The organism is Microbacterium sp. CCH5-D1 (assembly GCF_001557335.1).
GTDB classification, from domain to species: Bacteria; Actinomycetota; Actinomycetes; order Actinomycetales; family Microbacteriaceae; genus Microbacterium; species Microbacterium oxydans.
In genome coordinates this window covers 1-16,330 of the sequence record NZ_LSJW01000188.1, presented here as the reverse complement: position 1 = coordinate 16,330, position 16,330 = coordinate 1, and the positions used below count along the sequence as shown (strand labels likewise).

Below are 16,330 nucleotides of genomic sequence, written 5' to 3'. Positions count from 1 at the left end.
CAAATGGTTGCATTCCGCCCCGGGATGCAACCATTTGCGCGATACGAACGAGGGTCAGGGTGCGGGATGCCTGCGGATGGTCGCGCTGACCAGGGCGGCGACCGCGCAGAGACCCGCGGCGGCGAACCACGCGACCGTGTACTGGCCGGTGTGGTCGCGCACGACACCGGCGAGGATCGAGGCGATGCCGGCGCCGATCTGATGCGCCGCGAACACCCAGCCGAACACGAGCGGACCCTTGTCGCCGAAGACCTCACGGCAAAGCGCGATGGTCGGCGGTACGGTCGCGACCCAGTCGAGCCCGTAGATGACGATGAACACGACGATGCTCGGCTGCACCTCCGCCGAGAGCAGGCTCGGCAGGAAGAGCAGGCTCACCCCGCGCAGCGCGTAATACGCGGCCAGGAGGATGCGTGGATTCACGCGGTCGGTGAGCCAGCCGGAGAACACGGTGCCGACGATGTCGAAGACGCCCACGACCGCGAGAAGGCCGGCCGCGGTGGTCGTCGCCATGCCATGGTCGTGGGCGCTCGGGATGAAATGCGTGCCGATCAGTCCGTTGGTCGTCGCTCCGCAGATCGCGAAGCCGATCGCCAGCGCCCAGAAGGTCTTGGTGCGCGCGGCTTCTCTCAGCGTCGAGAGGGCGAGCTTCGCTGCGCCCCAGGCAGAGCCGCGACGGACGGGTGCAGGGGCGGGCGCGAGTGAGGTCTCGCCGTAGCGGGCGACGCCGAGGTCGCTCGGCCTGTTGCGCAGGAAGATCCAGACCAGGGGCACGACGGCGAGAGCTCCGCCCGCGATGATGAGTGACGCTCCGCGCCAACCGACGTCCTCGGCAGCGGCCGCGATCACGGGGAGGAAGATGAGCTGACCTGTCGCGCTGCCTGCGGTCAGAACGCCCGAGACGAGTCCGCGCCGGGTGGCGAACCAGGTGTCGGTGATGGTCGCCGCGAACACGAGCGCCATCGAGCCCGTGCCGAGTCCGATCAGCACGCCCCAGGTCAGGATGAGCTGGCCGGGGGTCGCCACGAACACGCTCAGCGCTGAGCCCGCCCCGATCACGAAGAGAGCGACGACCGTGACCGCGCGGATCCCGAACCGCTGCATGAGGGCTGCTGCGAACGGGGCGATGAGTCCGTAGAGCAGCAGATTGATTGAGACGGCGAGCGACAACTCCGCCGTGGTCCATCCGAACTCCTCCTCGAGTGGCACCATGAGCACGCCGGGAGCTGCGCGGAAACCGGCGGCGCCGATCAGGGCGATGAGAGCCACGAGGGCCACAGTCCACGCGGGGTGGAATCGACGCTGCCGAGTGCCGAGGGGTTCCTCGATCGGCCCGTCGAGCGATTCGGCGGTCATGCTGCGCGTCCGGTGAGGAGGGGGAACGGCTCCCCGCCCATGCTGTGTCGCGCCCAGTGGGTGCTGTCGACGTCGAGGGGTGCCGCGCACGTGACGCACCAATCGACCGAATCCGAGATCTCGCCGCATCGACCGCAGCTCACCGTCAGACCCCAGGGGCCATCGGGGTCGGTCACGCGGGAGAACCGTGCGTAGGCGTGCAGGATCGGGAGTGTCTGATGCCCCGCGGTCGTCACGCGGTAACCGCTGCGCGCATCGGCGGGGTCTTCGCGCTCGACGAGTCCTGCCTCGCTCATCGCCGTGAGTCGCCGGGACAGTACGGAGTCGGCCGCGCCGGTGGCTTCGCGCAGCTGGTCGAACCGAGTGCGTCCGGAGAAGAGCTCACGCAGGATGAGCAGCACCCAGGGGTCGGCGAGGATGTCGGCGGAGCGCGCGATGGGGCAGGTCGCAGACGACCAGTCGGAGCGGAGCGGCATGCGACAACTTTCTTGAAGAAAGCGTCGAGTGTCAATCGCGTTCACACACGTTGGCAGTCATCCGCCCCGTATTCGGCAGATTTCATGCGCTACGCCGCGAACTTCTCCGGCTCCCCGAGCCCGCCGACTGCCCGTGCACTCGCCGAGCGCACGGGCGGTCGGCGTGGGGAAGCCGTGCGTTCGTGAAGACGCCGAGCGTCCGGCGGCACGGCAAGCGCGACGACGCGGCGGGCGTGACGACGCGGGCGGCGCCGGTTACTCGGCGACGCGGGCGGCGATGTCGGTGCGGTAGTGGGAGCCGTCGAGGCGGATACGGGCGATCGCGTCGTAGGCGCGGTCCCGCGCGGTGCGGAAGTCGGAGGCGACAGCCACCACGTTCAGCACCCGACCGCCCGTGGCGATGAGCGATCCGCCCGGGGCATCGGGGCTCGCAGTGGCGGCGTGCACGATCCGGACGCCCTCGACGGCTGCGGCGTCGGCCAGGCCCTCGATCGGGCGGCCGGTCTGCGGCGACTCGGGATATCCCTCGCTGGCCAGCACGACCGTGATCGCGACGTCGTCGCTGAACACGGGCTCCGGCTGATCCTCGAGGGTGCCGGATGCCGCGGCGAACAGCAGTTCCGACAGCGGGGTGACCAGGCGCGGAAGCACGATCTGCGTCTCGGGGTCTCCGAAGCGGGCGTTGAACTCGATCACGCGTACGCCGGCGGGGGTGAGGATCAGCCCCGCGTAGAGGAGTCCGATGAACGGGGTGCCCTCCGCGTCGAGCTGCCGCACGACGGGAAGTGCCACGTCGCGAGTGACCTCTTCGACGAAGGCCCGCTCGCTGCCGAACTGCTCGTCGAGCCACGGGAGCGGCGAGTAGGCGCCCATGCCTCCCGTGTTGGGCCCTTCGTCGCCGTCGAGCGCACGCTTGAAGTCCTGTGCGGGGCTGAGTGCGCGCACGGTGTCGCCGTCGCTCAGGAAGAACAGGGAGACCTCGGGGCCGGAGAGGAATTCCTCGATCAGCACGGGGCCTGCGGGAAGATACTGCTCGGCGTGTGCGAGGGCGTGCGCGCGGTCGGACGTGACGATGACGCCCTTGCCCGCAGCGAGTCCATCGGCCTTGACCACGTAGGGGGCGCCGAGGTCGTCGAACGCCGACTCGACATCGGCCGTGGTGGCGGCGCGGACAGCGCGGCCGGTGGGGACGCCGGCGGCATCCATCACGCGCTTCGCGAACGACTTCGAGCCCTCCAGCTGGGCGGCGGCCTTCCCCGGTCCGAACACCGGGATTCCGCGGACACGCAGTGCATCGGCGACCCCGGCGACGAGCGGGGCCTCAGGACCGACGACGACCAGATCGATCGCGTGCTCATGGGCGAAGGCGGTGACCGCTCCACCATCGAGCGGATCGACCGAGACCGGGGTGGCATCCTGAGCGATGCCGGCGTTGCCCGGCGCGACGAAGATCTCGTGCTCCGTCTGCTCTGCCCGCAGGGCGAGGATGATCGCGTGCTCACGGGCACCGGAACCGAGGACGAGAATCTTCACCCGTCCAGACTACCGAGGGTCGTGGACCGGGTTTCGGCGGTCTGTGGCGTGCGGCCCTCTGGCGACGTTCAGAGCTCTACGGGGCGCTCTACCGTGGAGTCCCACGGCACGGTCCAGCCGGCCGCGTCGAAGAGCGCGTCGAGCACCATCGCGGTGAAGCCCCAGACGATCGTGCCGTCGACATCGAACGCCGGGCCGCGGAAGGTGTGGCCCATGCGGGTGATCGTCGAGGTGAACCTGGTCTCCGGATCGAGCAACTGCGCGACAGGGACTCGGAACACCTCGACCGTCTCCGCATGATCGACCGCCACGACCCGGGACGGCGACTGCCACCACGCCAGCACGGGGGTCACGAGATGGTTGCTCGCGGCGAGCGGGATCTCGGGCAGGGTGGCCAGGATCTCGACACCGGCCGGGTCCAGTCCGGTCTCCTCTTCCGCCTCGCGCAGGGCCGTGGCGACCACGTCGGCATCTTCCGGTTCCACCCTCCCGCCGGGGAAGGAGACCTGTCCGGGGTGCGACGAGAGCGTGGGGGCGCGCCGCTGCAGGAGCACGTCGAGGTCTCGGGCGACGGCCGCGACGGTCGTGGAGGCCGGGACGCTGTCGAGCACACCGAACAGGATGAGGACAGCCGCGTCGTGGGCGCTCTGCGGGTCGGCCAGCGGGGGAATGCGCACGCCCCACGAGTGGTCGGCGACCGCCGCGAGCAGCTCGGCGCGGGCGCCCTGGGGATGCATGCTCATGCGTTCGAGCATAGGACTCGGCGCGCCGCGGCCGGTCGTAGTCTGGAGCAATGGCCAGGAAGATCGACATCGTGGACGGACGCGCGGCGCTCGACGCTGTCCGCACCGCGGAGGCCTCCGGTGCGAAGCCGCAGCGCACCGATCTCGCCACTGCCGTTCGCTACCTGCTGCAACTGCTCGATGAGAAGGCGCCGGGCAACAGCGTCGAGGTGCGGGTGCCGCCGTTCGGCGCTGTGCAGGTCATCCAGGGGCCCCGGCACACGCGAGGTACACCGCCGAACGTGGTCGAGATGGATGCGGCGACGTGGATCGCCGTCTCCACCGGCACGGAGGCCTGGGCGGATGCAGCGGCATCCGGTCGTATCCACGCCTCCGGCACGCGCGCCGATCTGAGTGATGTCCTGCCGGTGCGACCGTGATCGGGGCCCTCGGCCCGAGACGCACGGAGCCGCCCCGCGACCACCAGGATCGGGAGCGGCTCTGCGCGTAGCGGGAGCTCGCGGTCAGACGAGCTGAGAGCGGAACGCCTTCGCGGCACCCATGAGCTCTTCCACCCGTGCGCGGTCGGCGCGGTTCTCGAACTTGCCGTCCTGCTTGAAGTAGGTGCCGACGACCGCGCCGTCGGCCACCGCCAGCTGGTCGGCGACGTTGGAGGCCCGCACCCCGGTGTTGACGAACACCGGCACATCTCCGGCGTTCTCCTTCACGATGGCCAACGACTGCGTGTCGGTGGGGGAGCCGGCGGTGAGTCCGGAGACGCAGAGGGCATCGGGGTTGGTCGCGAACACCGTGGAGCGGGCGATCGCACCGAGGTCGCGCTCGGCGAGATAGGCGGCCGACTCCGGCACGATGTTGAAGAGCAGCTTCACGTTCGCCGCACCGATGCGGTGCCGGTGACGGGCCACCTCGCCGACGTTCGTGTTCCACAGTCCGAAGTCGCTGGCGTAGACGCCCGTGAAGATCTCGCGGACGAACGCGGCGTCGGTGGCGGTGGCGAGGTCGATGGAGGCACGGCCGTCCCACAGCACGTTCACGCCGAACGGCACGGCGAGCTCGCCCTGCAATTCGCCGATGATGCGGGCCATCGTGATCGCGGTGATCGGCTCGGTCTTCGTCAGGTACGGGAGGCTGAACTCGTTCGAGATGAGCACGGCGTCAACTCCACCGCTCTGCAGCGCGTCGAGTTCGCCCTTGGCGCGGTTCACGATCGCGGCCACTCCGGCAGCGGTGTCGTAGCCGGGGTCGCCGGGGAGCGGGGCCAGGTGCAGCATCGCCACGATCGGCTTCTGCGTGCCGAACACCTCGGGGAGCCAGTTGGGCATGTCTTTCCTCGTTTCTTCGGAATGGATCACAAGCGCTGTGAAAGATTCACGATGAGCAAAGCACAAGTTACTCATTCACACAAGCGGGTCGCCTAAGGTGGGATCTGCCACACGAGGAGGTAGGGATGGAAGCCCACGAGCGCCGCGCGCTGATCGAACAGCGGGTCCTCTCTGACGGCGAGGCCGAGTTCAAGGCCCTCGCCCTGGAGTTCGACGTCTCCGAGATGACCATCAGGCGCGACCTGGAACTCCTCGAGGAGCGCGGCAGCGTGCGTCGGGTGACGGGTGGTGTGATCGCAGCCCACGGGACCGCCGTGGAGCCGGGATTCAACTCCCGGGCGCTGATGGGAGCGCGCGAGAAGATCAACATCGCCGCAGCCGCCGTCGCCCACCTCAATCACGGCGAGACCGTCGTGCTCGACAGCGGCAGCACCGCCCTCGCGGTGGCCCGCGCGATCGTCGGCAAGGGACTCGGCCTCACGGTCGTCACGCCCAGCATCCTCGTCGCCCTCGAGCTCCACGACGAGCCCAACACCACGATCCTCGTCACGGGTGGGCGCGTGCGCCCCGGCGAGCTCAGCCTGGTCGGGGCCGAGTCGATCGAGGCGTTCAAGCGCTACAACTGCGACGTGTACGTGATGGGCGTCTCGGGCGTCGACGGCAAGCGCGGCCTCTCGGACTACAGCAATGAAGAAGGTGCGGTGAAGCGCGCGGCGATCGATGCGTGCGACCGGGTCATCGTCGTCGCCGACGCATCGAAACTCGGTCGGGTGCACCTGACGAATGTCGCCGGTCCCGGCGAGATCGATCTGCTGGTGACCGACGGTGCGGTGGATCATCCCGCGCTCGTCGGCCTGCGGGCTGCCGGCGTGCAGATCGAGGCCGTCGCCGCGCTCTAGCCGCGTCGCTCCTTCGGCCTCCCCGTTGCGCAACGGTTGCGCAACGGGTGTGAGATTTCGCATTGACAAGCGGCAGGATCACGTTTTACTGTTCCACAGCGATGAGATTTCTTCCCATTCCTCCCTGGGGGTGGTGGAAACTAACACTGGCTCACACACGAAGGAGTGGAACATGCGTAAGACGAAGTTGCTTGCAGGTGTCGGATTCGGTGCCGTGGCGATGCTCGCCCTCGCCGGCTGCGGTCAGGTCGGCGGTACCACCGGTGGTGGTGAGACCGGCGGGAGCGCCGAAGACGGCGCGATGGTCACGGTGGTCAAGATCTCGGGCGTCGGCTGGTTCGACCGCATGGAGGTCGGCGTGAAGGAGTTCGCCGAGGAGACGGGGATCGACGCCCGCCAGGAGGGCGCGGATGACGCCAGCCCCGAGAAGCAGATCCAGATCATCCAGGACCTGATCGCCCAGTCGCCCGCCGCGATCACCGTCGTCCCCAACTCGCCCGAGGCTCTGGAGTCCGTGCTCAAGCAGGCCAGGGACCAGGGGATCATCGTGGTCGCCCATGAGGCGGCCGGTATCAAGAACGCCGACATCGACATCGAGGCCTTCGATAACCGGGCCTACGGCGCGAAGATCATGGACAACCTCGCCGAGTGCATGGGCGATTCCGGTCAGTACGTCTCGTTCGTCGGCGGCCTCACCGCCAAGACCCACATGGACTGGGTCGGCGGCGCCTACGACCAGCAGCAGGCCGAGTACCCCGACCTGACCCGCGTCGAGGAGCCCGTCGAGAGCAAGGAAGACGAGAACGTCGCCTACCAGCGGGCGAAGGAGCTGCTCGCGAAGTACCCCGACATCAAGGGCTTCCAGGGGTCGGCCGGCACGGATGTCGCCGGTATCGCCCGCGCGGTGCAGGAAGCGGGCCTGGAGGACCAGGTCTGCGTGATGGGCACCAGCATCCCCTCGGTGGCGAAGAAGTACATCGTCGACGGCTCGATCGACAAGATCTTCTTCTGGGACCCCGCGATGGCCGGCAAGGCGCAGCTCAAGATCGCGCAGCTGCTCGTCGACGGAGAGAAGATCACCGACGGCACCGACCTCGGCATCGAGGGCTACAACTCGCTGAAGAAGCTCGACGGCTTCGACAACGTGTACGTGGGTGACGCCGCGGTCATCGTCGACAAGGACAACGTCGACGACTACGACTTCTGATCCCGACGTCCACCACGACTCAGGGCGGGGCCGCCAGCGCGCGGCCCCGCCTCGGAGGAAGAACATGAACGAAGAACAGGCGCAGCCGGCACCCGAGGCCGGGCTCGCTCCCGATGCCGGACCCGTTCTCGAGGTCAGAGGCGTGCGGAAGGTGTTCGGCGGGGTCGTCGCGCTCGACGACGTCGGCATCACCCTCTACCCCGGGCGGGTGCACTGTCTGGCCGGTGAGAACGGGTGCGGCAAGTCCACGCTCATCAAGATCATCAGCGGGGTCGAGAAGCCGGAGGCCGGCGAGATCCTGCTCGACGGCGAACCGCTCACCCACCTCTCGCCGACCCAGGCTCTGCGAGCCGGTATCCAGGCCATCTACCAGGACTTCTCGCTCTTCCCCAACCTGACCGTGGCGGAGAACATCGTGCTCCCGGCCGCGATCGCCGCGCGACGCAAGCTCTACAGCGCGAAGAACCGCCGTCCCGAGGCGCAGCGCATCGTGGAGGAGCTGGGACTCACCCTCGACCTCGACGCCGACGTCGAACGGCTCTCGGTCGCCGACCGACAGCTCACGGCGATCTGCCGGGCGCTCGTGCAGGACGCGCGGGTCATCTTCATGGACGAGCCGACCACCGCTCTCACGCACTCCGAGGTCGAGCGGCTCTTCGCCCTCGTGCGGCGGCTGCAGCAGCGCGGCGTCGCCCTGGTGTTCGTCAGCCACAAGCTCGACGAGGTGCTGCAGGTGTCGCAGGACATCACGGTGCTGCGCTCCGGGCGCCTGGTCGCGAACGGCCCGGCCGACGAGTTCGACGTCGCCTCCCTCACCCACGCGATGACGGGCCGCGCCGTCGACGACTCGCGCGTCGTGGTCGAGGTCGATGACGACGCCGAGCCGCTGCTGCGCGTCGAGCACCTCGATCTTCCCGGTGCCTTCACCGACGTCTCCTTCGACCTGCAGCCGGGCGAGATCCTCGGCCTCACCGGTCTGCTCGGCTCGGGTCGTGGCGAGATCGCCGATGCGCTGTTCGGCCTGTTGACCCCGCAGTCGGGAACCGTCACCGTCGGCGGCCGCCGCGTGCGACCCGGCAGCATCCGGGCCTCCGTCGAGGCGGGCATCGGGTACGTTCCGGAGGACCGGCTCACGCAGGGCCTGTTCCTGGACAAGTCGATCTCCGACAACATCATCGCGGGCTCGCTGAGCGAGCACGCTGTCGGCAAGGTGCTGCTGAGTCGCAAGCGCACCGCCGAGACCATCTCCCGTCTCTTCTCGCGCCTGCGCATCAAGGCGCCGAGCGTCGAGGCGCCCGTACGGTCGCTCTCCGGCGGCAACGCGCAGCGGGTCGTGCTGGCGAAGTGGCTCGCGACCAAGCCGCGCGTGCTGATCCTGAACGGACCGACGGTCGGCGTCGACGTGGGCTCGAAGGAGGAGATCCTGCAGATCCTCCGCGAGGCCGCGAGCGACGGGATGGGCGTGATCATGATCTCCGACGACGTTCCCGAGCTCGTCTCGCTCTGCAACCGGGTGCTCGTGGTGCGTCGCGGTGAGATCGTCTCACGACTGGCGGGCGACGACATCGCAGCGCCCCGAATCCAGGAGGTGATGGCCGCGTGAGCGCCACCGACACCCGCATCCGCCTTCCCCGCATCGGACGCATGTCGAACGAGCTCGTGCTCGCGAGCATCATCGTCGTCCTGGTGATCGTGATGTGTGCCGTGAACCCCGCTTTCTTCAGCGTGCACACGCTGTTCTCGATCCTGCGCTCGGCGCTGGTCCCGATGGTGTTCGCGCTCGCGGTGCTCTTCGTGATCATCTCCGGCGGCATCGACGTGTCGTTCGCCGCGATCGGAATCTTCGCCGCATACACGACGGTGTCGCTCGCCCAGGGCGGGGGCTTGGACTTCGGCCTCGTCGGCATCCTCGCCTTCGCGATCGTGATCGGCGGCGCCCTCGGGTTCGTCAACGGCATCGTGATCGCCCGGTTCCGGCTCCCGACCCTGATCGTGACTCTCGCGACACAGGGCATCTTCAAGGGCGTGCTGCTCGCCTACATCGGCTCCAAGTACATCGCCGAGCTGCCCGACGGCATCTCCTGGCTGTCGACCGCGAACCTGATCTCCGTCGAATCGACCCGCGCCTACCTGCCGATGCTGATCGTGCCGGTCGTGCTGCTCGTGTTCGGGGCCGCGCTCCTGCTGCGCCGCACGATGTTCGGCAGGGGCATCTACGCGATGGGTGGTGACCTGGAAGGGGCACGACGTGCCGGATTCCCGGTCGTGCGCCTGCAGATCATGCTCTACGTGCTGGTCGGGGCGGTCGCCGCGATCGGCGGACTCATCCACGTCGTGCTGGGCCGCAGCGCGAACCCGCAGGACCTGGTGGGTACCGAGCTCGACGTGATCGCGGCTGTCGTGCTCGGCGGCGCCTCGATCTTCGGCGGGCGCGGTACCGTCACCGGCACAGTGCTCGGCGTGCTGCTGGTGCAGATCATCAACAACAGTCTCATCCTGATGGGCGTGCCCACGGCCTGGCAGCGCGCCGCCGTCGGGTTCCTGCTGGTGATCGGCGTGGGGATCCAGGCCGTCATGGCCCGCCGCGCCTCTCGCCGGACGTTCGTCCTCGACACGGTGAAGGAATGACCATGCCTCAGTCGCCCCCTCCCGGGCAGTTCGCCCGGATGAACGACCAGGTCGATCGGTCGGTGCGCTCCCTGCTCGGCCGTATCCACGTCGGCCGCGGCGTCGGTCGGATGCTGGTGCTGTTCGCGCTCGCCTTCGGACTGTTCGCGATCCTGAACCCGAGGGTCTTCCTCAATCCGATCAACCTGCAGAACATGATGGTCGCCTCGCCGGAGGTGGGCATCCTGGCGATCGCCATGGCCCTCGCGATGCTCACCGGCGGGATCGATCTGTCCCTGGTCGCGATCGCGAACCTCTCGGCGATCACGGTCAGCACGATGTTCACCGCGATCGCGAGCAGCGATCCGGCCACGGCGGAGTCGATGGGCGGCCTCATCGCCCTGGTCGGCGTCCTGGTCGGCGCGCTCGCGGGAGCCGTCAACGGTTTCCTGATCGCAACCGTCGGCATCACGCCCATTCTCGCGACGCTCGCCACGATGCAGATCTTCAACGGCATCGCGATCGTGTGGACAGGCGGCACCACGCTCTACGGGGCCCCGGCGGTGCTCTCCTCGGTCGGGCAGGCGACGGTCGGCGGCATCCCGATCCTGTTCCTCGAGTTCCTCGTGGTCGCCGTTCTGATCGGGGTGCTGATCTCGCGCACGCCGTTCGGACGACGTACGCAGCTGCAGGGCACGAACCCGACGGCGGCGATGTACTCGGGTATCCGCAGCACGAGCGTGCTCTACGGCACGTATGTGACGACGGGGCTGCTCGGCGGCATCGCAGGGCTCGTGTTCCTCTCACGCAACCCCACCGCGAGCGCCGACTACGGCACGTCGTACGTGCTGCTCGTGATCGTGATCGCCGTGCTCGGCGGCACGAACCCGACCGGCGGCTTCGCGACCATCACCGGCGTGGTCCTCGCGACGCTCGTGCTGCAGGTCGTGCAGTCCGGCTTCACGGCCATCCGGCTCTCGGCATATGAATACGCGATCGCGCAGGGGGTGATCCTGATCGCCGTGATGGTGTTCGATCAGGTGAGGGTGAGGCGAAGGCCACGCCGCGCACCGAGCAGCCAGACCGAGACGATCGCGCTCGCCGAGATCCCCCGCGCCTGAACCGCATCCGAAAGGCATCCTGATGGAACTGTTCCTCGGCATCGACGTCGGAACGTACGAGACCAAGGGCGTGCTGGTCGATGCCACCGGTCACGTGCACGCCGAGGCGCGCTCTCGGCACGGCATCAGCACCCCGGCGCCCGGCATGGTCGAGCAGGACGCGGATGCGGTGTGGTGGCATGACCTCGTCGAGGTCGCCTCGACTCTGCGTCAGGCGGTTCCGGATGCCGAGATCGTCGCGGTCGCGTGCAGTGCGATCGGTCCGTGCGTGCTCCCGGTCGACGCCGAGCTGCGTCCACTGCGCCCTGCGATCCTCTACGGCGTCGACACCAGGGCGACCGAGGAGATCGATCTGCTCGAGACGCGTCTCGGGCGCGAGGAGATCTTCCGGCGGGCGGGCAACGCCCTCACGAGCCAGTCCTCGGGGCCGAAGATCCTGTGGATCGAGCGCAACGAGCCCGAGGTCGCCGCCCGAACCCGGTGGTACCTCACGAGTCAGAGCTACCTCGTCGCGCGCCTGACCGGTCAGGTCGTGATCGACCATGCGACGGCCGGCTACTTCCATCCCTGCTACGACCTCGCCCGGCTCGAGTGGAACCTCGACGGGATCGACGACCTGATCCGTCCGGACACTCTGCCCCCGCTCGGCTGGTCGACCGACGTCGCCGGTACCGTCACTGCCGCGGCTGCCGCGGCGACCGGCATCCCCGAGGGAACTCCGGTGCTGGTCGGCACGACCGACGCTGTCGCAGAAGCGGTCGGCGCCTCGGTCATGGCGGCCGACGACCTGATGCTCATGTACGGATCGAGCGGCTACTTCATCCGCGTGACCGGCGAGCCGCACGCGGATCCGCGGCTGTGGGCTGCGCCTTTCGCCCTGCCGGGACGCTACGTGCTCGCGGCCGGAACCTCGACGGCCGGCACGGCGACGCGATGGATCGCCGACCTGCTCGGGCTCGACCACGGCGACGGCGACACCGCGATGTTCGGGCGCTTGATGGAGCTGGTGCGCGCGGCACCTCCAGGTGCGAACGGCGTGCTGCACCTGCCGCACTTCAGCGGGGAGCGCACACCGCTGCACGACGCCGATGCGCGAGCATCCTTCAGCGGCCTCACGCTGTCGACGGGCCGTGCCGACCTCGCACGCGCGGTGGTCGAGGGCGTCGGGCAGTCGATCGCGCTCGCCGTCTCCGAGTTGCTGGATGGCGGTGCCGCAGCGCCGCGCGTGGTCGCGATCGGCGGCGGAACGCACAACGAGGTTCTGATGCAGACGGTCGGCGACTTGACGGGCCTTCACCAGCGCACGGCCGCAACCCTCGGAGCCGCGTACGGCGATGCGATGCTCGCAGCGATCGGGCTCGGCATCGTGACCGAGGAGCAGGCCGCGAGCTGGGTCGCCTTCTCGGGCGCGGTCGTGCCCGACGAGGACGCCAATCCGCAGCTGCAGACGGCCTACGAACGATTCCCGAAGACGTACCGCGCGCTGCGCGCGCTGAGAGAGGTGGACTGATGAGCAGGTGGCAGGAACTGGCCGTGCATCTGGCCGAGGTGAACGAGGTCGGGCAGGGGACGAGGGTCTCGGTGTTCGCGACCACGGCTTCCGTGCTCGACGCGGTCGACGCCTTCGTCGAAGAGGTGTACCGCCGTGGCGGGATGCCCCAGGTGCTGCTCGTCGAGGAGAAGTACGACCGCTTCGCGCTGGAGCACGCGAGCGAATCCCTGCTGCGCGAGGCGGCACCTCTCGAGCTGGCATCGATGGAGTGGGCAGACGTGCACGTCTCGTTCCGTGGCATGGAACCGCCCGCGGATGAGATCGACGGCGCCAGGCTCAGCCTGCAGCGGGAGGGCAAGGGCCTCGTGTCGACCGCGCGGTGGCAGGGAACGAGGTGGACGCTCGTACGCATCCCCACGCCCGAATGGGCGACGCTGATCGGAGTCCTGAGGGAACAGCTGGAGCAGGAGTTCTTCGCCGGCACCCTCGCCGACTGGACCGCGCACCGCACCCACCTCGATCGGCTGTGCACCGAATTGAACGCCACCTCGCTGGTGCGCATCCTCGATGACGACACCGACCTGCGCCTGAACTGCGCCGGTCGCACCTGGGTGCCGTTCGCAGGGGAGGCGAACCTGCCCGACGGTGAGGTCGCGACCGCTCCGGTGGAAGACGGCGTCGACGGGCACATCACGTTCCCCGGCTCGTTCTGGTTCGGCGGGGCGACCATCACCGACCTCCGGCTCGAGTTCGTCGAGGGGCGAGTGGAGAAGGTGTCGGCCACCCGTGGCCTCGACCTCGTGGAGCGCATCCTCGAAGCCGACGGCGCTCGCCGCGTGGGCGAGCTCGGCATCGGCACGAACCCCCATGTGCAGACCATGACCGGCGACCTGCTGATCGACGAGAAGATCCTCGGCACCGTGCACATCGCGCTCGGTCGCTCGTACCCGCAGTGCGGGGGCACGAACGAGTCGGCGATCCACTGGGACATCGTGAAGGACCTCCGCGCCTCGGGGCGGCTCGAGGCGGATGGCCGGGTGCTCATCGACCGCACGACGTACGACCCGATCCTCGCCGGGCAGGAGAGCTGACATGCGCAAGATCATCAATGACCCCCAGTCGTTCGTCGACGAGACGCTGGAGGGCATCCTCCTCGCCCACCCCGATGAGCTGCGGGCGGTCACCGCGGACCGGCGCGCGCTGGCGCGGACGGATGCTCCGGCACCGGGGCGCGTCGGCATCGTCACGGGTGGCGGCTCGGGACACCTGCCGTTCTTCCTCGGATACGTCGGCCGCGGGCTGTGCTCGGCGGTCGCCGTGGGCAACGTCTTCTCCTCGCCGAGCTCCGCTCAGATCCACGCGGCCTCGGTGGCCGTGCACTCGGACGCCGGACTCCTCTATCTCTACGGCAACTACGGCGGCGATGTGCTGAACTTCGACATCGCGGCCGAGCGCTGCCGCGCCGAGGGCATCGAGGTGCGCACGGTGCTCGGGGCGGACGACATCCAGTCCGCACCGAGCGAGCGGGCGGAGTCGCGCCGCGGGGTGGCCGGGCTCGTCCTCGTCTACAAGGTCGCCGGAGCGATGGCCGATCGCGGTGCCTCTCTCGCCGAGGTCGAGCGCGTGACCCGCAAGGCCGCCGATTCGACTCGCACGATGGGCGTCGGCCTCTCGCCGACCGTTCTCCCGGCCGCGGGGGAGGAGACCTTCACGCTGGATGAGGGCGAGATGGAGATCGGCGTCGGCATCCACGGAGAGCGCGGCAGCCACCGCGGCCCTCTCGAGACGGCCGATGCCATCACGGATCGGTTCCTGGTCGAGATCGGTACCGAACTCGACCTGAGTGAGGGACGGCGCGTTGCCGTGCTCGTGAACGGTCTGGGATCGACACCGCTCGAAGAGCTGTACGTGATCTATCGCCGGGTGCACCACGCGCTCACGGACGCCGGAGTGACCATCGGCTACCGGCTGATCGGCGAGTGCGTCACGAGCCTGGAGATGGCCGGAGCCTCGCTGTCGATCATGCAGCTCGACGACGAGCTGGAAGAACTGCTGCACGACCCTGCAGGGTCGCCCTTCTTCCGTCAGGGAGCGGCCCCGGTGGGGAATGTCCGCACGGCCGAGACCGCACTGGATGACGACACGGCCGCCGTCGACGTGACCGTGGCCGGATCTGCCAGCGAGGCGCGCGACCTGCTCCTGACCGTGCTGCCGCGGATGCAGCGGCACCGCGAGGAACTGCGTGCCCTGGATGCCGCGCTCGGAGACGGCGACCTCGGCGTCACGGTAGCGGTCGGCAGTGCTGCGGTCGCCGATGCTCTGCAGCAGCTCCCGGACGACCTCGATGCCCGCAGCGTCCTTCGTGCCTCGGGCGATGCGTTCGCAGCGGCGAATCCCTCCACCTTCGCGGCACTGATCGGAAGCGGCCTGCTCGCCGCGGCGGAGCAGGCGCCCGTGGGTGAACACCTCGACCGTGCGGGTCTCATCGACGTCGTGCGCACCGTTGCGGCGAGGATCGGCGCTCAGGGCGGTGCGGTGCGCGGTGACAAGACCGTCATCGACGTGCTCCTCCCGATCGCTGAGGCGCTGGATGCCGGGGCGGATGCGGCCGGGGCTTCGAGGGCGGCGCTCGCCGCGGTCACCGAGAGCACCGGATGGCAGTCACGACGCGGTCGCGCCGGATGGCAGCAGGAGCGCTCGGTCGGTCATGCAGACCCCGGTTCGGTCGCTGTCATGCGCTTCGTCGAGGAGATCGTGCGGGCTCAGGACGGGACCGGCGGGCCCGAGGCCTAGAGCATGCTTCGAATCAGCCCCGCCTGCGGCTCGCGATTTCGTCGGTGAGCAGCTGCACCTCGGCAGGGTCCGCATCCTCGGCGAGGGCGACGTAATGGTCCAGGACCGCCGGCCGGTAGCGCACGGGCATCGTCTGTCCTGGCGCGAGCCGGGTGAGGTCGGTGATGGTGAGGTCTTCGTCGGCGATACCGCGGAACGAGATCCCGTCGGCGGTCTCCACGTCGAGCATCAGGACCACACGGGGGTTGCTGTTGACCTCTCGCCAGTCGACGAGAACGCCGAGCGCAAGCTCGCCCGTACGCAGTTCTGCATTGCGAGTGCGTGCCTCACCGCTCAGGAGCGGGTTGGGGGCGACTCCGGGGAAGTCGGGGCCGACGCCCAGTGATTCCCGACTGAGGTCGGGCCTGAGCTGCGCCATCAGGTCGTCGAGCTTCTGCTTCCTCTTCTTCGAACCGAACATCCTGGCCCTCCCTCGCACCCCTTCGCCGTTGCCGGTATCCCGGCCTGGCGCGTCGCCTTCACCGCGATTGTATGGTGCCGGGCAGATCCCTCCGGGCTTTGCCAGATCCTCTAGTCGACCGGCAGATGCGGCGGGTGAGCGACGATGCCGCCGCGCATCGTCGCCGGACGCTTCACGATGAGCCCGGCCTCTTCGGCGATCAGCGCGCCCGCCGCCCAGTCGAACTCGTACAGGTCGGTCTCGATGAAGGCGTCGACGCTGCCCTCTGCCACGAGGCACAGCCCGAGCGCTGCCGAGCCCACGCTGCGGAGATCCGTGAAC

General features: G+C 68.9%; 16 protein-coding genes. 9 read left to right on the top strand and 7 right to left on the bottom strand.

The window, feature by feature from the left end:
• Nucleotides 1-54: 54 nt before the first annotated feature.
• From AX744_RS11340 to AX744_RS11325, 4 genes are all read right to left on the bottom strand, one after another.
• Nucleotides 55-1,356, bottom strand: a complete 1,302-nt coding sequence (locus AX744_RS11340) for an MFS transporter (RefSeq protein ID WP_058631628.1) — start codon at nt 1,354-1,356, stop codon at nt 55-57.
• Nucleotides 1,353-1,832, bottom strand: coding sequence for a winged helix-turn-helix transcriptional regulator (locus AX744_RS11335; protein ID WP_061016948.1), 480 nt, complete (start codon nt 1,830-1,832; stop codon nt 1,353-1,355). The genes AX744_RS11340 and AX744_RS11335 overlap by 4 nt, the downstream gene beginning before the upstream one ends.
• Before the next feature lie 255 nt (nt 1,833-2,087).
• Nucleotides 2,088-3,365, bottom strand: coding sequence for a phosphoribosylamine--glycine ligase (gene purD / locus AX744_RS11330; protein ID WP_046746842.1), 1,278 nt, complete (start codon nt 3,363-3,365; stop codon nt 2,088-2,090).
• A gap of 68 nt (nt 3,366-3,433) precedes the next feature.
• The gene (locus tag AX744_RS11325; protein WP_127011696.1) at nt 3,434-4,108 is read right to left on the bottom strand and encodes an NUDIX hydrolase; all 675 of its coding nucleotides are present in this window, start codon (nt 4,106-4,108) and stop codon (nt 3,434-3,436) included.
• Between the two features lie 50 nt (nt 4,109-4,158).
• On the opposite strand from AX744_RS11325, the gene AX744_RS11320 reads away from it, so the two are divergent.
• A complete protein-coding gene (locus AX744_RS11320; RefSeq protein WP_061016946.1) occupies nt 4,159-4,527 on the top strand; it encodes a sterol carrier family protein in 369 nt (122 codons plus the stop codon).
• An 84-nt stretch (nt 4,528-4,611) separates the two neighbouring features.
• Here the strand turns inward: AX744_RS11320 and AX744_RS11315 are convergent, their stop codons facing one another.
• Complete coding sequence (locus tag AX744_RS11315) at nt 4,612-5,430, bottom strand: BtpA/SgcQ family protein (RefSeq protein WP_061016944.1); 819 nt, start codon at nt 5,428-5,430, stop codon at nt 4,612-4,614.
• Nucleotides 5,431-5,555: 125 nt separating this feature from the next.
• Between AX744_RS11315 and AX744_RS11310 the strand changes: the two genes are divergently transcribed.
• The 8 genes from AX744_RS11310 to AX744_RS11275 all read left to right on the top strand — a co-directional run bounded on the left by AX744_RS11310 (nt 5,556) and on the right by AX744_RS11275 (nt 15,549).
• Complete coding sequence (locus AX744_RS11310; protein ID WP_028503122.1) at nt 5,556-6,329, top strand: DeoR/GlpR family DNA-binding transcription regulator; 774 nt, start codon at nt 5,556-5,558, stop codon at nt 6,327-6,329.
• 172 nt (nt 6,330-6,501) lie between these two features.
• Entirely contained in the window at nt 6,502-7,536 is a 1,035-nt protein-coding gene (locus tag AX744_RS11305; RefSeq protein ID WP_061016942.1) for an autoinducer 2 ABC transporter substrate-binding protein, read from the top strand.
• Nucleotides 7,537-7,600: 64 nt separating this feature from the next.
• Nucleotides 7,601-9,139, top strand: coding sequence for a sugar ABC transporter ATP-binding protein (locus tag AX744_RS11300; protein ID WP_061016940.1), 1,539 nt, complete (start codon nt 7,601-7,603; stop codon nt 9,137-9,139).
• Nucleotides 9,136-10,164: an ABC transporter permease gene (locus tag AX744_RS11295; protein ID WP_231728793.1), complete on the top strand. Its 1,029-nt coding sequence runs from the start codon at nt 9,136-9,138 to the stop codon at nt 10,162-10,164. The genes AX744_RS11300 and AX744_RS11295 overlap by 4 nt, the downstream gene beginning before the upstream one ends.
• A gap of 2 nt (nt 10,165-10,166) precedes the next feature.
• A complete protein-coding gene (locus AX744_RS11290) occupies nt 10,167-11,264 on the top strand; it encodes an ABC transporter permease (RefSeq protein WP_082738498.1) in 1,098 nt (365 codons plus the stop codon).
• Nucleotides 11,265-11,286: 22 nt separating this feature from the next.
• The gene (locus tag AX744_RS11285; protein WP_061016939.1) at nt 11,287-12,774 is read left to right on the top strand and encodes an FGGY-family carbohydrate kinase; all 1,488 of its coding nucleotides are present in this window, start codon (nt 11,287-11,289) and stop codon (nt 12,772-12,774) included.
• Nucleotides 12,774-13,847: an aminopeptidase gene (locus AX744_RS11280; RefSeq protein WP_061016938.1), complete on the top strand. Its 1,074-nt coding sequence runs from the start codon at nt 12,774-12,776 to the stop codon at nt 13,845-13,847. Before AX744_RS11285 ends, AX744_RS11280 begins: the two co-directional genes overlap by 1 nt.
• 1 nt (nt 13,848) lies before the next feature.
• Nucleotides 13,849-15,549: a dihydroxyacetone kinase family protein gene (locus AX744_RS11275; protein ID WP_061016937.1), complete on the top strand. Its 1,701-nt coding sequence runs from the start codon at nt 13,849-13,851 to the stop codon at nt 15,547-15,549.
• Nucleotides 15,550-15,562: 13 nt separating this feature from the next.
• Here the strand turns inward: AX744_RS11275 and AX744_RS11270 are convergent, their stop codons facing one another.
• Nucleotides 15,563-16,009 (bottom strand): hypothetical protein, encoded by a 447-nt coding sequence (locus AX744_RS11270; protein ID WP_061016936.1) that lies wholly within the window; start codon nt 16,007-16,009, stop codon nt 15,563-15,565.
• A 110-nt stretch (nt 16,010-16,119) separates the two neighbouring features.
• The coding region (locus AX744_RS11265) for an inositol monophosphatase family protein (RefSeq protein ID WP_331709306.1) at nt 16,120-16,330 on the bottom strand (211 nt) is incomplete at its 5' end.

Bases quoted from the DNA above. Each gene is read 5' to 3' on its own strand.
- AX744_RS11340 (WP_058631628.1), bottom strand. From the start codon at position 1,356: ATGACCGCCGAATCGCTCGACGGGCCGATCGAGGAACCCCTCGGCACT.
- AX744_RS11335 (WP_061016948.1), bottom strand. From the start codon at position 1,832: ATGCCGCTCCGCTCCGACTGGTCGTCTGCGACCTGCCCCATCGCGCGC.
- AX744_RS11325 (WP_127011696.1), bottom strand. From the start codon at position 4,108: ATGAGCATGCATCCCCAGGGCGCCCGCGCCGAGCTGCTCGCGGCGGTC.
- AX744_RS11320 (WP_061016946.1), top strand. From the start codon at position 4,159: ATGGCCAGGAAGATCGACATCGTGGACGGACGCGCGGCGCTCGACGCT.
- AX744_RS11315 (WP_061016944.1), bottom strand. From the start codon at position 5,430: ATGCCCAACTGGCTCCCCGAGGTGTTCGGCACGCAGAAGCCGATCGTG.
- AX744_RS11310 (WP_028503122.1), top strand. From the start codon at position 5,556: ATGGAAGCCCACGAGCGCCGCGCGCTGATCGAACAGCGGGTCCTCTCT.
- AX744_RS11305 (WP_061016942.1), top strand. From the start codon at position 6,502: ATGCGTAAGACGAAGTTGCTTGCAGGTGTCGGATTCGGTGCCGTGGCG.
- AX744_RS11300 (WP_061016940.1), top strand. From the start codon at position 7,601: ATGAACGAAGAACAGGCGCAGCCGGCACCCGAGGCCGGGCTCGCTCCC.
- AX744_RS11290 (WP_082738498.1), top strand. From the start codon at position 10,167: ATGCCTCAGTCGCCCCCTCCCGGGCAGTTCGCCCGGATGAACGACCAG.
- AX744_RS11285 (WP_061016939.1), top strand. From the start codon at position 11,287: ATGGAACTGTTCCTCGGCATCGACGTCGGAACGTACGAGACCAAGGGC.
- AX744_RS11280 (WP_061016938.1), top strand. From the start codon at position 12,774: ATGAGCAGGTGGCAGGAACTGGCCGTGCATCTGGCCGAGGTGAACGAG.
- AX744_RS11275 (WP_061016937.1), top strand. From the start codon at position 13,849: ATGCGCAAGATCATCAATGACCCCCAGTCGTTCGTCGACGAGACGCTG.
- AX744_RS11270 (WP_061016936.1), bottom strand. From the start codon at position 16,009: ATGTTCGGTTCGAAGAAGAGGAAGCAGAAGCTCGACGACCTGATGGCG.